Annotated in this window: 13 protein-coding genes; 2 read left to right on the top strand and 11 right to left on the bottom strand. The window is 69.5% G+C overall.

The window, feature by feature from the left end; genetic code table 11:
• Positions 1–29: 29 nt before the first annotated feature.
• The 6 genes from ACQP1O_RS24400 to ACQP1O_RS24375 all read right to left on the bottom strand — a co-directional run bounded on the left by ACQP1O_RS24400 (position 30) and on the right by ACQP1O_RS24375 (position 6723).
• Positions 30–350: a hypothetical protein gene (locus ACQP1O_RS24400; RefSeq protein ID WP_433560800.1), complete on the bottom strand. Its 321-nt coding sequence runs from the start codon at positions 348–350 to the stop codon at positions 30–32.
• A 383-nt stretch (positions 351–733) separates the two neighbouring features.
• Complete coding sequence (locus tag ACQP1O_RS24395) at positions 734–2068, bottom strand: pyridoxal-phosphate dependent enzyme (RefSeq protein WP_433560799.1); 1335 nt, start codon at positions 2066–2068, stop codon at positions 734–736.
• Positions 2068–3489, bottom strand: coding sequence for a decarboxylase (locus ACQP1O_RS24390; protein WP_433560798.1), 1422 nt, complete (start codon positions 3487–3489; stop codon positions 2068–2070). Before ACQP1O_RS24390 ends, ACQP1O_RS24395 begins: the two co-directional genes overlap by 1 nt.
• Positions 3486–4736, bottom strand: a complete 1251-nt coding sequence (locus tag ACQP1O_RS24385; protein ID WP_433567772.1) for a heavy-metal-associated domain-containing protein — start codon at positions 4734–4736, stop codon at positions 3486–3488. Before ACQP1O_RS24385 ends, ACQP1O_RS24390 begins: the two co-directional genes overlap by 4 nt.
• Positions 4737–4738: 2 nt before the next feature.
• A complete protein-coding gene (locus tag ACQP1O_RS24380) occupies positions 4739–6019 on the bottom strand; it encodes an aminotransferase class V-fold PLP-dependent enzyme (RefSeq protein WP_433560797.1) in 1281 nt (426 codons plus the stop codon).
• Between the two features lie 128 nt (positions 6020–6147).
• Entirely contained in the window at positions 6148–6723 is a 576-nt protein-coding gene (locus ACQP1O_RS24375; RefSeq protein ID WP_433560796.1) for a DUF2599 domain-containing protein, read from the bottom strand.
• Between the two features lie 237 nt (positions 6724–6960).
• On the opposite strand from ACQP1O_RS24375, the gene ACQP1O_RS24370 reads away from it, so the two are divergent.
• Positions 6961–7419, top strand: a complete 459-nt coding sequence (locus ACQP1O_RS24370) for a hypothetical protein (RefSeq protein WP_354833010.1) — start codon at positions 6961–6963, stop codon at positions 7417–7419.
• A 112-nt stretch (positions 7420–7531) separates the two neighbouring features.
• On the opposite strand, the gene ACQP1O_RS24365 is transcribed toward ACQP1O_RS24370, so the two are convergent.
• Positions 7532–9262 (bottom strand): GMC oxidoreductase, encoded by a 1731-nt coding sequence (locus ACQP1O_RS24365; RefSeq protein ID WP_433560795.1) that lies wholly within the window; start codon positions 9260–9262, stop codon positions 7532–7534.
• 100 nt (positions 9263–9362) lie between these two features.
• Between ACQP1O_RS24365 and ACQP1O_RS24360 the strand changes: the two genes are divergently transcribed.
• Positions 9363–10040 carry a MerR family transcriptional regulator gene (locus tag ACQP1O_RS24360; RefSeq protein ID WP_433560794.1) on the top strand — a complete coding sequence of 226 codons (678 nt, stop codon included), beginning with the start codon at positions 9363–9365 and terminating at the stop codon, positions 10038–10040.
• A gap of 20 nt (positions 10041–10060) precedes the next feature.
• Here the strand turns inward: ACQP1O_RS24360 and ACQP1O_RS24355 are convergent, their stop codons facing one another.
• The 4 genes from ACQP1O_RS24355 to ACQP1O_RS24340 form a co-directional block, all read right to left on the bottom strand.
• Positions 10061–11431, bottom strand: a complete 1371-nt coding sequence (locus tag ACQP1O_RS24355; protein ID WP_433560793.1) for a family 1 glycosylhydrolase — start codon at positions 11429–11431, stop codon at positions 10061–10063.
• Positions 11432–11751: 320 nt separating this feature from the next.
• On the bottom strand, positions 11752–13077 hold the full coding sequence (locus tag ACQP1O_RS24350) for a family 1 glycosylhydrolase (protein ID WP_433560792.1): 1326 nt from the start codon (positions 13075–13077) through the stop codon (positions 11752–11754).
• A gap of 7 nt (positions 13078–13084) precedes the next feature.
• Entirely contained in the window at positions 13085–13876 is a 792-nt protein-coding gene (locus tag ACQP1O_RS24345) for a class I SAM-dependent methyltransferase (RefSeq protein ID WP_433560791.1), read from the bottom strand.
• An 11-nt stretch (positions 13877–13887) separates the two neighbouring features.
• On the bottom strand, positions 13888–14406 hold the full coding sequence (locus tag ACQP1O_RS24340; RefSeq protein ID WP_433560790.1) for a hypothetical protein: 519 nt from the start codon (positions 14404–14406) through the stop codon (positions 13888–13890).
• Positions 14407–14450 lie beyond the last annotated feature (44 nt).

The following is a 14450-nucleotide window of genomic DNA, read 5'->3' as shown; positions in this document are numbered from 1 at the left end:
CCGGATTCACCCCCGCCGGGACAGCGCAGCTACTCCGCGTGTTGCCCGGACCGCGAGCGGGTGATCGCGAAAACCCCGAACCGGGCGGCCAGCGCCACCAGCCACAGCACCACACCGACCAGGTTGAACACCGTCCCGGCATCGGTATAGGCGCCGATCAGGATGGAGACGACACCCGCCGAGAAACACACGACGGTGGCGGCATGACAGACGGTCAGAGTGATGCGCAGGTCGGTGTCCGGACCGGCGGCTGGCTCGATGCTGATGGTGAAACTCCTGGCAACGCTGGTGAATTCGACCCCCGGCACCTTAGCGCCCCGGACGCCGAAGTGCAGATTCCACGAGTTCACCGACTTCGCACCGGCCCGCGGCCCGCACCCGGTTACCCTGTTGCCCAACATGATTCGCGGGACCGATGCACGTGGACATCGGCCAGTGCCGGGCGGCTGGCGCCCGCCCTCGGGGCGGCACTGCCGGGCGGCCGGCGCGTCGTCGTCGCATCCACCGCGCCGAGCGCAGAACACGCAGGGCCGCATCGAGAACACACCGGGCGCGCGGGCGGGTGAGGGCGGCGGCGACCAGTGCGAGGGCGAGCACGGCCCCGATCGCGACCAGGGGCCAGCGGCGGTGGCGCGGCTCGGGGTCGACGCCCTCGTCATGGCCGCCTTCGGAATGCGAATAGGGCGCACGTCCGAACCGGTCGGGGCCGCCCGAGAAGCGGCGTCCCCGTAGCTCATTCGGGTCGCGGCGCGGATTCCATGGGTTTGCCCGCATCCCGCCACGCGGTGATGCCGCCCGCGAGGCTGTGCGCGTCGTACCCGGTGCGGCGGGCCAGGGCCGCGAAGCGCAGCGACACCTCACCGACCGGGCAGACGAAAACCACGGGGCGCGAACGCGAGAACGGGACGCCCTGGGTGAGCATGTCGTCCAGGTGATCGTCGCGAATGTTCACCGCGCCCGGCACATGCGCGATCCGGTAGGCCATCGCGCCCCGGGTATCGACGACGGTCGGGCGGGCCGTGCGGTCGAGCTGCTCGAGCTCATCGGGGGACAGGACCGGGGTGGCCGACAATTCGGCCGCGGTCGGCGCCGGCGCGCGCCCGGGTTTGCCGAACAGTTCCGGGCGGCGCTTGCGGATGTAGGACAGATACGGTTCCAGGCGGTCGCAGACGATGACCACCGCGACGAGCGGATCGGCCTGGGCGGCAGGCCGTTCCAGGGTCCCGAGGAACTCCAGGGCCGCGGCATAGGTCGCGCCGCTGGTGGGTCCGGCGAGCACACCGTGGGCCGTGGCCAGTTCGAGCGTCGCCTCGACCGCGCGCCCGGCCTCGATCGCCATGATGCGGTCGTAGAAATCGGGCTGGAACAGTCCCACATCCCACATCTCGGTCTCCGAGCGGATACCGGGAATGAAATCGGAGCGCTCCGACACCACCGCGATGGTCTTCAGCTCCGGATTGTGTTTGCGCAGAAACGTCGCCGTGCCGCGCGTCGATCCGGTGGTGCCCAGCCCGCCGACCAGATAGTCGACCCGGGTGATGCCGTCACGCGCCAGATCCTCGTGGATCTCCCGCCCGGTCCCGTGATGGTGCGCCTCGATGTTCTTCTCGCTGGTGTACTGCGACGGGTGATACCAGCCCCCGGGTGTGCGCGCCATGGTCGATTCGATGACCGAGTACACGTCGTTGGGCGCGGTCGGATCCGGGCACTCCGACAATCCGGGCAGCTCCTCGATGTCGGTGCCCAGCAACTGCAACAGCTCCCGCACCTCGGCGACCTTGATCCGATTGGTCACCGCCCGCAACCCGATCCCGTGCACGGCCGCCAGAATGCGCAGCGCCTTGGCGGTATTGCCGCTCGAGGCCTCGATCAACGTCTTCTTCTGCGCGACGATGTCGTCGAGGTCGTCGCGGATCATCCCCCACGCCACCCGGTCCTTCACCGACCCGAACGGGTTGTAGAACTCCAGTTTCGCATACAGCTCCACGTGCGAGAGCCCGTGCACGGCCGGATCCAGCCGCAGCAGTGGGGTGTTGCCGATCAGCTCGGTGATGTGGTCGTAGCGCATCAGTGCACCTCGTGCCGGTCGACGTCGCGGCCCACCGAAAACGTCCCGGACCGCTGTACCACTGCCAGTTTCGGCGGCACCGGATGCATGGATGCACGCGCTGCCGACAAATCCATGTGGTAGGCAGCGGTATTGGGGAAGACGACGAAGTCCCCGGGAGCGGGCAGTGCCGGCAGCCACACCTTGTGATTGGTGATCAGATCCCGCTCCAGGCACAACCGTCCGGCCAGGAACACCCCCACCGCACCGGAATGCGCGTCGGCCCGATCGCGGGCGGGGACCAGGATCGGGTCCACCATCACCTCCTGATCGGCCGGGGTGACGGTGTCGCGACTCAGATCCAGATTCACCAGCGTACTGCCGTCCGCGGTCTCCTTCACGAATTCCACCCGCGCCACCGTGATTCCGGCATGATCGGCCAGCGCCTTGCCCGGCTCCAGCCAGATCTCGATCGAGTTCTCCCCAGCCACCTGTGCAAAAGTGCGGCCCCCCTGGGATTCCAGCCCCGTATCCAGCAGGTCTGCCAGCATCCGGTCAGCATCCACAATGTTGGCGTATTTGTGAAAAACCGGTGTCCCGTGCACCGCGCCGTCCCCGAGATGGAACCCGAAGGTGTTGCCGCCCCACGTCATCGGCTCCCTCCGCCCCACCAGGGATTCCCGCAGCGCGTGCACATACGCATCGAACGCATCCGCGTCCGCGGTGAACACCTGCCGGAACCCGCCGCCGATATTCAGCACCGACGGCGCGAGCCCGTACCCGAACGCGCGCTCGGTTAACGTCAGGCAACTCTCCACCGCCCGCATCCGCTCGGCCGGTTCTCCGGAATCCAGGTGAAAGGCGAACCCGCGGAACTCGATCCGCTCGCGCTGCGCCGCCAGCAGCGCCAGCACGACGTCGACGCGATGCAGCGGCACCCCGAACCGGCTGACCGGCGTCCCCGCGAACCCGCACACCCGCACCAGCACCGGCACCCGCGTCGGTGCCAGCGCCGCAATGCGTTCCAGCTCCCACGCATTGTCCACGTTGATCGTCACCCCGCTGCCCACCAGCTCCCGCACGAACCCCTCACCCTTGGGGCCGGTCACCTCGATCCGCTCCGGCTCGAACCCCGCCTTCAGCGCGCTGTCGAGCTCCGCCGCCGAGGCCACATCGATTCCGGCACCCGCCGCTCGCGCCGCCTCCACGAACGCGCGCGACTGATTCACCTTGTGCGCGTAGCAGATCCGGAACCCCTGCACCCGAGTCGCGAGTTCCGAGCGCAGCCGCTCCAGGTTCTCGGCGAACACCTGCGGAAACACCAGATGCGCCGGCGACCCGAACTCGGCCACCGCGTCGGCCACCGCGTGCGGCGCGGCCACGAACTCCCGCACCAGCGCATGCATCTTCGCCGGCAGTCCCGGCGGTGCGGAAGCCGTCATACGGCGGATTCGGTGGTCGCGGGTGTGACCGCGGTCGGGTTGTAGCCGCTGTCGCGCAAGGCCTCGAACACGCGATGGCGGTTGCGGGGACTGCGGAACTCCGCGACCACCCGCTTGCTGTTCAGGTCGATGTCCTGCACGCCCACACTCATCGACTCCAGCACCCCGGTGATGGTGCGGATGCAGTGCTTGCAGGTCATGTCGGGCACATAGAACACCTGGTCCTCGGCGGCGAGTTCCGCGGTGTCCGAACCGGTGTCGGCCGCCACCTCGGCGACGGTGACCCGGTCCACGATGCGGGTGAACACGTCGGTGAACGTGTCGATGACCACCGGCAGGATGCTGTAGTGCTCCCCGTCGAGCTGATGCGGCATGGCCGCCAGGCACGCCGGGCGGGTCCCGGGCGGCAGCAGCGCGTACTGGCGCGAGATCAGATCCAGCTCGTCGTGGTATTTGGTGATGGCCTCGGCCACGCTCAAACCCTCGGTGTGGGTGGCGCGGCGCATGACCCGGTGCGCGTCCTCGATGGTCATGTCCTTCATCGCGCGCAACGTCGCCACCGTCTCTGCCGAATACCGTACGGTCCCATCGGGTTGGGTGGTCAGCGTCACCGCGATCATGCCGCGCCGGTAGCTCGAGGCCTGCAGCTCCCAGTACCAGCGCGTCGCCACCGCGCCGTAGATCCCCGAATCCCGCATGCCGACCGCGAATTCGGCCGGCGTCCGATACGGCGTCCACCGCGCCAGCAGCGCGTGCTGGGCCAGCGCTCGCCCCGCCGCCTCGATGCCCACCCGGAAGATCTCGGACGGCTCGTGGTCGGTGGTGGTGCCCTCGAGTACCGCCACGTCGCGGGGCGTCAGCTCCGAGATGCGCCGGGCCAGTGCGGTATCGGCCTGCAGCGCGTGCCACAGCGTCAGCACCGTCTCGCGCATGGCGATGGGCACGATCGGGCCCAGCCCGCCCACCCGGTAGTGCCCGGTATTGGGGATCGCGTCGCTGTCGGTCCAGGCGATGCGATGGGTCGCGCTGGTCACGTGGTCGGCGCGGCACGGGCGCATGAACCGTTCCAGGTACAGCCGCTGCGACAGCGTCAGGTGCGAGCCCGGTTCCGATTGCAGTGCCGCGCACGTGTATTCGACGTGCCGCGGCGGAGGCAGCACCGGGGGCGCGCCCAGGCCGGGCCGGGCCAGCGCGGCCAGCACCCGGGAGGCGGCACGCCGGTCGTAGCGGGGTTCGGGGCCGGACATGGTCAACAGACCTCCTCGGCAATGGTGGCGACACACTCGGTGAACCGGTCGATCTCGTCGACGGTGTTGTAGATGTGGGTGCTGACCCGCACCGAGTCCTCGTCCATCGGCACATCGTCGGCGGGCACACAGTGCGCACCGGTGCGCACCAGGAACCCGAGCTCGCTGAGCACGAACCCCAGATCCGTGGCGCTGATCCCGTCCAGGGTGAAAGACACGATCCCGTAGCCGGTTTCGCACGGCGCATGCGCCGGACCCGGCAGGAACTCCACGCCCGGTATCGGGCGCAGGCCCGCGATCAGCCGCTGTGTCAGCGCCCGATTGTGGGCCGCGACAGCGTCCAGGCCCAGGTCGTCGAGCACCTCGAGGGCCGCGCCGAGCGCGAGGATGCCGGGGATATTGTGGGTGCCGCCCTCCAGCAACTGCGGCATCGAACCGGCCAGCAGTCCCGAATCACCCAGCGACACCGCCGAATTGCCGCCCGGCAGAAACGGTGTCAGTTCATCGTGGCGCCGGCGGCGGCAGTACAGTACCCCGGTCCCGGGCGCCCCGAACATCTTGTGCGCGGAGAACACCGCGAAATCCGCGTCCAGCTCCGCCACCCGCACCGGCAGATGCCCGCCGGACTGGCTGCAGTCGAAACACAGCGCGATCGCCGGATCGATGCGCCCGCGCAACTCCTCGAGGGTGGTCAGCGCCCCGAACACGTGATGCAGATGCCCCACGGTGATCAGCCGGGTGCGCGGGGTGATCCGCGCGGCCACATCCTCGACATCGGCCTCGCCCAGCGCGGTGACCCGGTAGGGCACCAGCCGGATCGTGCGGCCGAACCCGCTCAGCAACCGCCGCAGGTGATGCCACGGATACACGTTCGAGGCGTGATCGCGTGGGCTGTAGAGGATCTCGTCGCCGTCGCGCAGCGTGGTCAGCCCCCACGACAGCGCCACCGCATTGAGACCGGCCGTGGACCCGCCGGTGAACACCACCTCATCCGGTGCGGCCCCGATGAATTCGGCCATCCGCTCGCGCACCGTCTCGATGCGGTGGGTCAGGCTGCTCGCCCACGGGTAGGTGCCGCGTCCGGCATTGGCGGTGCGCTCACTGTGATAGCGATGCACCGCGCGGATCACCGGCAGCGGCTTCTGGGTGGTGGACGCCGAATCGAGATAGATGTCGGAGGTTTCGGTCAGCGCGGGGAAGAGCCCGCGCAGCGGGGGGCGCGCCGGTCCCCGGGCGGCGGCGGGCGGCGTGGGCGTCGAGGTCGCGGCTGCGGAGGCGCGCACCGGAACCCTCCCTCCCAGGAGTTCACGCTGGACCTCACCCACGATACGCACATTTGCCGGTGCGCTCGAAGGTTCTCGCGGGCAACCGCTTTCGTCGGTACGGCTTCGTTACCGCATCGAACGACCGCTCAGCGCTCGGGTCCGCCCGGATTGCACAGGGCCGCCACGGTCGCGTCGTACCCCACCGCGGGACGCCACGGTTCGAGATTCCAGCTGGTCTTGTCCGGTTGCACCACCCGCGCCCACTCCCAGTGGCAGCGGAACTGGTCGTACATGCCGGGAGAATCGGCGTCGGGCGCGGAGGTGAGCACCTCCTGCCAGGCCCGCCCCAGCGCGGCGCCGAAGGTGTCGGCGCGCCCGGCCTGGGTCGGATAGACCCGCAACCGGCGGCCGTCGGGGTCGTCGGTCCATTCGGTGTGGTCGATGAGCGCCTGATCCGGGAACGGATCCAGCGTCGGCACCCCGGGCGTGGTCGGCGACGGACTCGCGATCGGCGCGGACGAACCGGTGGGCTGGGGTGTGTCGCTGGGCTGGGATGAGGCGGTGGGCGGGGAACCGGCGACCGTCGAGGGGTGCGGCGCCAGCGTCAGCGAACTCACCACCACCGGCGGCGAATCCTCGGCCGCCCCGCAACCGGTCAGTACCAGTGCCAGCGCGAGCACAGGTGGGCCACCCGCGAGCTTCCAGCGCCGCCGCATGGGCATTCGCCCCTTTCTTCCGATCCGTCGGGCCTGGATCCGACGCTACCAGCGGTGATTACGCGCATACCGTACTCGCGAGTAGATAGGAACTTCGGCGTTCCGAATCCGCTCGCGCTGGTGCATTGGCCCAGACAGCACCTACGATGTCACGCGCGGGGCGGTTCGTGAAAGAGAGAACCGTCCGGCACCCTTGGTACCGGATGGTTGCTGACTGGCAGGGGAACAATGAACGCCGCGACTGTGAAATTGCTTGTGTGGGAGTGCGACAACACCCTGTGGGACGGGGTGGTCTGCGACTCCACCGCAGGCGCGCTGCGCGCCGAGGCCGCGCGCTCGCTGCGCATCCTCAACGAACGCGGTGTCATGCACGCCGTCGCCTCCCGCGGCGAATGGGCCTGGACGGTAGAGCAATTGCGCCGCCACGGCGTGGCCGAGCGTTTCGCCGCCGTCGAGGTCGGCTGGGGCCGCAAGTCCGCGGCCATCACCCGCATCGCCGAAACCCTGGGCGTGGGCCTGGACCAGGTCGGCTACATCGACGCCGAACCGCTCGAGCGCAGCGAGGTCGCCCACGCCCTGCCGCAGGTGCGCTGCTACGCCGCCCGCCACGTGGATGTGCTTGCCGCGCTGCAGGAATTCCGCGCCCCCGTCGGCGACGTCCCGCCGCCCACCTCCCCGATGGCCCACATCCACGCCCGCTGACCGGCACGCTGTCACAGCGCTGACCAGCGCAACGTCACAGCACCGACCAGCGCAACGTCACAGGCCCGCCGATCGGAGACGATCGACGGGCCTGCGCTGTAGCCGGTGTGGATCAGGCGGGGGTGGATTCGGTCCCCCCGCTGCGGATCTCGACGATCGGCAGCACCAGCGCCGCCGGGGCGGTCGCCGGGACCATCGGCTGCACCGGTGCAACGGGTGCAATACGGGCGTAGCCCGCGGCCTGCGACGGGCGGGTGTCGGCCTCGCCCTTGTTGGGCCACAGCGCCGCGGCGCGCTCGGCCTGCGCGGTGATGGTCAGCGACGGGTTCACCCCCAGGTTCGCCGAGACCGCCGCGCCGTCGACCACGCTCAGGGTCGGGTAGCCGTAGACGCGGTGGTAGGGATCGATGACACCGTGGTCGGCGTCCGCGCCGATCACGGCGCCGCCCAGGAAGTGCGCGGTGAGCGGGATATTGAACACCTCGCCCCAGGTGCCGCCCGCGACACCGCCGATCTTGTCCGCGACCGCGCGGGTGACCTCGTTGCCGGCCGGGATCCAGGTCGGATTCGGTTCGCCGTGGCCCTGTTTGGAGGTCAGCTTGCGCCCGAACAGGCCGCGTTTGGTGTAGGTGGTGATGGAATTGTCCAGATGCTGCATGACCAGCGAGATGATGGTGCGCTCGCTCCAATCCTTCACCGACAGGAACTGCAGCAGCATCAGCGGGTGGCGCAGCACCGTCAGCAGGAAGCGCAGCCACCGGGGAATCCTGCCGCCGCCGTCGACCATGAGTGTCTGCAGCAGGCCCATCGAGTTCGAGCCCTTGCCGTAGCGGACCGGCTCGATGTGGGTGTCGGGGGTCGGGTGGATGGAGGAGGTGATGGCGACGCCGCGGGTGAAGTCCACGTCCGGATTCACCTTGCGGGTGGCCGCCCCCAGGATGGACTCGGAGTTGGTACGGGTCAGTACGCCCAGCCGCGGCGAGAGCTGCGGCAGCACGCCCTTGTCGCGCATGGCGAACAACAGCTGCTGGGTGCCGCGGGTGCCGGCGGCCAGCACCACGTGCCTGGCGGTGTAGGTCTTGGGCTGTTTGCGCAGCCAGGCGCCGGTGCGCTCGGTCTCCACGTCCCAGGTGCCGTCGGGCAGCGGGCGCACGCTGGTGACCGTGGTCATCGGGAAGACCTGCGCGCCACCCTTTTCCGCCAGGTACAGGTAGTTCTTGACCAGGGTGTTCTTGGCGTTGTGGCGGCAGCCGGTCATGCACTCGCCGCATTCGATGCAGCCGGTGCGGTCCGGGCCCGCGCCGCCGAAGAACGGGTCGGGCACGGTCTTGCCCGCCTCGCCGAAGAACACGCCGACCGGGGTCTGCACGAAGGTGTCGCCCACGCCCATGTCCTCGGCGACCTGCTTGAACACCTCGTCCGCGGGGGTCATGTGCGGGTTGGTGACCACGCCGAGCATCTTGCGGGCCTGGTCGTAGTAGGGCATGAGTTCGTCGTGCCAGTCGGTGATCTCGCGCCACTGCGGGTCCTGGAAGAACGGGGCCGGGGGCACGTAGAGGGTGTTGGCGTAGTTCAGTGAGCCGCCGCCCACGCCCGCGCCCGCGAGGATGAGGACATCGCGCAGCGGGTGGATGCGCTGAATCCCGAAGCAGCCCAGCTTCGGCGCCCACAGGAACTTGCGCAGGTCCCAGCTGGTGTCGGGGAGCTGGTCGTCGGCGAAACGCTGACCGGCCTCGAGCACACCGACGGTGTAACCCTTCTCGGTGAGGCGCAGTGCGCTCACACTGCCGCCGAATCCTGACCCGACGATGAGCACGTCGAAATCGGTGTCGCGTTGGGTCATGGATTCTCCCTTGTCGTCGTCGACAGTGTGGCGGCGGTTACGCTAACGCGGACAGTTGTAACTGTCAACGTCCGCCGGTAGCGGTATCTATGCTGTTCGGGTGGATCGATACAGCCGTCTGCAACTCGCCGAACTCAGCGGTGTGGCCGCCCGCACCATCCGGTACTACCACTCGGTCGGCGTGCTGCCCAGGCCCGGCCGAGCCGGCAAGGAAGCGGTCTACGGTCCCGAACACCTCGAACGGCTGCGCGCCATCACCGCCATGCAGGCGCGCGGGCTGCGCCTGGACGCGATCCGCGAGGTGTTCGAGGCCGAGGTACCCGGAGACGGGGACTGGCGTGAGGTCTTCGATCCGCGCTACAGCGCCGGGGCCGACACCGGCACGATCCTCGACGACGAGGCCCTGACCGAATTGCTCGGCGATCGCCGCCCGGAGATCCTCGACGATCTGCTCGCCGCGGGCTACCTGGAGCGCGTGGGCGAGCGCTGGCGGGTGCCCGAACCGGCCATGCTCACCGGGGCGCTCATCCTCTACGACGTGGGCACCGACATCGCCCTGTCGGGCGTGCTGCGCAAGCTGATCCGCACCCATATCGCCGCCCTGGCCGACGAGATGATCCGCGTCATCCGCGAGGCCTCCGGGGCGGAGTACAGCGGCGAGGGCCTGGACCTGGATCTCGATCGCTTCCGCGATCGGTTCCGGGCCGCGGCCCGGGAGGTCGGCGGGGCCACCCTGGTGGAGGAGATCGAACGCGCGGTGCGTGAGCTCGACCGCTGAACTCCGCTGCCGCGGCCGTGTCAGGGCGCGGGGGCCAGGGCCGCGCTGGGCACGGTGACGGGGGAGTCGCAGCTGGCGGGCGGATCCACGAGGTGGCAGTCCGAGGGCAAGCGCACCGGCTCGTAACCGGAGGGCACGCCGCTCGCCTTGATGATCTGGCGGTAGGTGTCCACGGCGTCGGTGGGCTTGCGGGTCAGGCTCGGATCGGTGCGCACGTCGACGGTGTAGAGGCCGAATCGCGGTGTGTAGGAACCCCACTCGTAGTTGTCGGTGAGACTCCAGTAGTTGTAGCCGATGAGGTTCATGCCGTCGGCCCTGGCGCGCTGCAGCCAGTAGACGGTGTCGCGCAGGTGATCCGAGCGGGTGTAGCCGTCGGCGCGAGCTTTGCCGTCCTCGGTGGGCATCCCGTTCTCCACCACCCACAGCGGCTTGCCCGGGAATTTCTGCGAATAGTGTTGCAGCGCATAGTAGATGCCCTCGGGCCGGATGGGCAGCTCCCACATCCCGGGCGGCGGGGCGGCCGAACCGTCGGGCAGGTTGACGGCATTGGTCCTGGGCGGCTCGAGGCCGAAGTAGTAGTCCACGCCGATGAAGTCGAGCTTGTCGCCGATGCGGTCCATGAGCGGGCCGTTGACCTGCGACTCCGAACCGGCCACGTACCCGACATTGCTGGTGACCAGCGCCTTGGGCTGTACCTGGTGGATGTAGTCGTAGATCTGGTTGTGCACCTGGGCGACCTTGTCGAGCATCTGGTCGGCGTCGGTGTCGTTCTGGCGCACCTCGTGTATGATGTAGGCGACCGGCTCGTTCACCGTGACCCACACCGGATTTCGCGAGGTGTAGCGGTCGACCACCTTGCGGGCATTGGCCAGCCAGTCGTCCACCATGCCCGGATTGCGCCAGCCGCCGCGCTCGGCCTCCCAGCCCGGATACACCCAATGGTCCAGTGTCAGCATGGGTTCCATGCCGTTGGCCACGATGTCGTCGACGAGCCGGTCGTAGAAGGCGAACCCGTCCTCGTCCCAGACCCCGGGCTCGGGCTGCAGCCGCGCCCATTCGATGCCGATGCGGAACACCTTCGACCCCAGGCTCGCGGCCAGGGCGATGTCGCTGGGGTAGCGGGAGCGGAAGTCGATGGAGTCGCGGTAGCGGTCCCAGCCGGGATTGGCGTCGATGTAGTGCATCCAGTTGCTGTCGGGCGCATGCCCCTCGGACTGGAATCCCGACGCGGCCACGCCCCACAGGAAGTCCGGGCCCAGGCTGCCGCGCGTGCCGGTCGCGGCCGCGGGCGGGGGCGTGGCCGGGGTGGCGTGGGCGATGCTCGCCACCGGGAGCAGCATCGCGGCGGCCGCGAGCCCGGCCAGGACGAGGCGGTGCAGTCGTCTGCGCATCGGGGCTCCTCCTCCGGGACGGGTGGTCGGAATGTCCCGATCGGAGCGTAGCTGCCGGTTAACTGAATTCCGGGGCAGCGGCGGGCGTGTCGCGGTGTGCGACCGGTCTCCCCAACCCCCGGAGGGCATCCGGATTTCCGGTCCGGAAAACCCGTGCGGGGCCTTCACCAGCCACTTTACCCGTCTGCGTGCGATCTGCGGTGTCGTGTCCGGTCGGTGCACGCCCAGCGTTCGGGTCGTACCGGCCTGTGGCCCAAGCAGTTCCACGAGGGGGAGTCACAGACCGGTGCAACCGGCGGGCCGTGGAGCGTGGCACGGAGTCAGCGGGGCAGGGTGACCGGGTCGGCGCAGCTGTCGAGGGCGTCCACCAGCGAGCAGGTCGCGGGCGGGCGGGTCGGCAGGTAGCCGGCGGGCACGCCACCGTCGTGGGCGATGGCGCGGTAGGCGTCCGCGGCGTCGGTGGGGCGGCGCGTCAGGCTCGCATCGGTGCGCACGTCGACGGTGTAGAGGCCGAAACGCGGTGTGTAGGAACCCCACTCGTAGTTGTCGGTGAGACTCCAGTAGTTGTAGCCGATGAGGTTCATGCCGTCGGCCCTGGCGCGCTGCAGCCAGTAGACGGTGTCGCGCAGGTCGTCGGCGCGGGTGTAGCCGTCGGCGCGTGGTGCGCCGTTCTCGGTGGGCATGCCGTTCTCCACGATGTAGAGCGGCTTGCCGGGGAATCGGTGAGCGAAGTGGCGCAGCGTGTAGTACAGGCCGTCGGCCTGCAGCGGCAGCTTCCACAGCGCCGACGAGGCGAAGTTGGTGTACTCGGCGGCCGTGTCGGGGGACAGGCCGTAGTAGTAGTCGATGCCGACGAAATCCAGCTTGGCCGCGATCGCATCGAGCATGGCGCCGTTGACGATCGGGTCCGCGGCGGGCACGTAGGCGACATTGCTGGTCACCATGGCGTCGGCCTGGCGGGCGTGGATGTAGTCGTAGATGCTGTTGTGTGCCTGCGCGAGTCGCGCCTGCATGGCCGGCACGTCGGCGGCGGGCAGCCCGCCGTTGCGGACCTCGTTCATGATGTAGGCGAAGGGCTCGTTGATGGTGACCCACATCGGATCCGCGCCGGCGTAGCGGTCGACCACCGTGCGCATGGTCGCCAGCCAGTCCTCGACCATGCCCGGATTCGCCCACCCGCCGCGATCGGCTTCCCATCCCGGATACACCCAGTGGTCGAGGGTGATCATCGGCCGCATCCCGGCGGCCCGGATGGCCGCGATCACCTTGTCGTAGAAGGCGAATCCGTCCTCGTCCCACATCCCCGGCTGCGGCTGCAGCCGCGCCCATTCGATGCTGAGCCGATAGGTGTCGACGCCCAGATTCGCGGCCAGCGCGATATCGGAGGCATACCGGTCGTAGAAGTCGACGCTGTCGCCGTAGCGGTCGTAATCCGGGTGGGTGTCCACGTACCGGCGCCAATTGCTGTCGGGCGCGTGGCCTTCGTTCTGGAACCCCGCCGCGGCCACGCCCCAGTGGAAGTCGGCGCCCAGTGCGGGCAGATCTGCTGCCGCGGGCACCGCACCGGCCGGGGCGCCGGTCGCGAGCAGGGCGGTGGCGGCGACGGCCAGGGTGGCCACGGCATGGCGGCGGGGGTGCGTGCGCATGGGCTCCTCATTCGGCGGGCAGCGAATCGGGCAGGCGTCCGGCATTATTGCCGACGCGCGCCCACACAACCCCAGGTTCGACCGAATAGTCCGGTCCGGACGCGACGTCGAGATAGCGGGAGGTCAACGCGGCCGCGGTCAGATCCGCCAAAACCACCCACCCCGTGTCGCGCAACAGCCGTTCGACACCGGTCGAAGCCTCCGGCGGCATGTCGAAGACGATCTCGGCACCGCCAGGGCACTCCGGCAGCATCCGCAAGACCGACTCGACTGCCCGGACCTGGCAGTGGGTGAAGCCGCCGGAGCCGAGGCTTCCGCCACCGATACGCCGCCGCATGCCCGGCACTCCATGGAGACCATCGAATCCCGATGCGCGCCGGGCAGAGTCGGCCGCCTCGCCGACTCCTGCACGAGTGCCCGGATCCTCGGGGCGCGGATCAGCGAGAACGATGACGAACGCGGACTGCTCGGGGCGGAATCCCGGTGTGTGTCGCGGGATTTCCGCGACGCGGGCCCCGGACGCCGCGTCGTTGCGCAACGTGGCGGGGTGGAACCGGCCGAAATCGGTGGTCGTCACCGTGCTTCCGAAATCCTCGGGCGTGACTCGGTAGACGTGGAGGTCGGGATAGGGATTGTGGGCGGCGAAGGTGTCCAGTGCCGTGCCGAACACCACCACCTGGCGCGTCCCGGCGGAGACGGCGTCGGCGAGCCGATCCTCGGCGTAGCGCTGCCGGGCGGTCGCGAGCAGCCGCCGGCGCGCCCGGTCACAGCGGGCGCGCGGGGTCTCGGTGGCGGACACGGCGAGGACGCTCACTCGGCGGGCTGGTCGCCGTGCGGATTCGGGCCCCAGCCCGGTCGGCCGGGGCCGCGGTGCTGCGGGTGGCCCGGGCCGCCCGGTTGCCCGGGCCCGCCGAAGGGCAGGCCCGGAATCTTCGGCATGCCGGGCATTTTCGCCCAGTCGGGCGGCTCGGGCATGGGTGGCATCTCTGGCATCTGGGGCATGGGCGGGACCGGCGGCACCGGCGGGATCTGGATGCCCGCGGCGGGCCCGCCGAAGCGCTGGAAGGCGGCTTGGCGTGAGGTGCCGAAGATTTCGCCGATCTCGGCCCAGGTGCGGCCCTCCTCGCGCGCCTGGCGGACCAGCGAGCGCAGCACGTCGTCGACGACGCCGTCGAGGCTTCTGGCCGCGCGCAGTGCCGCCATGACCGACGGCGTGGGCTTGCCGTCACCGGGCCGCAGCACCTCGGTGACGAATTCGGCATTGGTGGACAACAGTTTTGCCAGGACCGCGCGTTCGTCGGCGGGGTCTCTGTGCCGGGGATCAGTCATATGTAAATGCTGCCTTTACGTGAAAGCCTGTGTCAAGGAACTAT

This window comes from Nocardia sp. CA-151230, assembly GCF_050942175.1.
Taxonomy (GTDB): domain Bacteria; phylum Actinomycetota; class Actinomycetes; order Mycobacteriales; family Mycobacteriaceae; genus Nocardia.
This window is presented reverse-complemented; position numbering and strand designations above follow the sequence as displayed.

Coding starts and splice junctions, on each gene's coding strand:
- ACQP1O_RS24395 (WP_433560799.1), bottom strand. CDS start 2,068: ATGCGCTACGACCACATCACCGAGCTGATCGGCAACACCCCACTGCTG.
- ACQP1O_RS24390 (WP_433560798.1), bottom strand. CDS start 3,489: ATGACGGCTTCCGCACCGCCGGGACTGCCGGCGAAGATGCATGCGCTG.
- ACQP1O_RS24385 (WP_433567772.1), bottom strand. CDS start 4,736: ATGTCCGGCCCCGAACCCCGCTACGACCGGCGTGCCGCCTCCCGGGTG.
- ACQP1O_RS24375 (WP_433560796.1), bottom strand. CDS start 6,723: ATGCCCATGCGGCGGCGCTGGAAGCTCGCGGGTGGCCCACCTGTGCTC.
- ACQP1O_RS24365 (WP_433560795.1), bottom strand. CDS start 9,262: ATGACCCAACGCGACACCGATTTCGACGTGCTCATCGTCGGGTCAGGA.
- ACQP1O_RS24355 (WP_433560793.1), bottom strand. CDS start 11,431: ATGCGCAGACGACTGCACCGCCTCGTCCTGGCCGGGCTCGCGGCCGCC.
- ACQP1O_RS24350 (WP_433560792.1), bottom strand. CDS start 13,077: ATGCGCACGCACCCCCGCCGCCATGCCGTGGCCACCCTGGCCGTCGCC.
- ACQP1O_RS24340 (WP_433560790.1), bottom strand. CDS start 14,406: ATGACTGATCCCCGGCACAGAGACCCCGCCGACGAACGCGCGGTCCTG.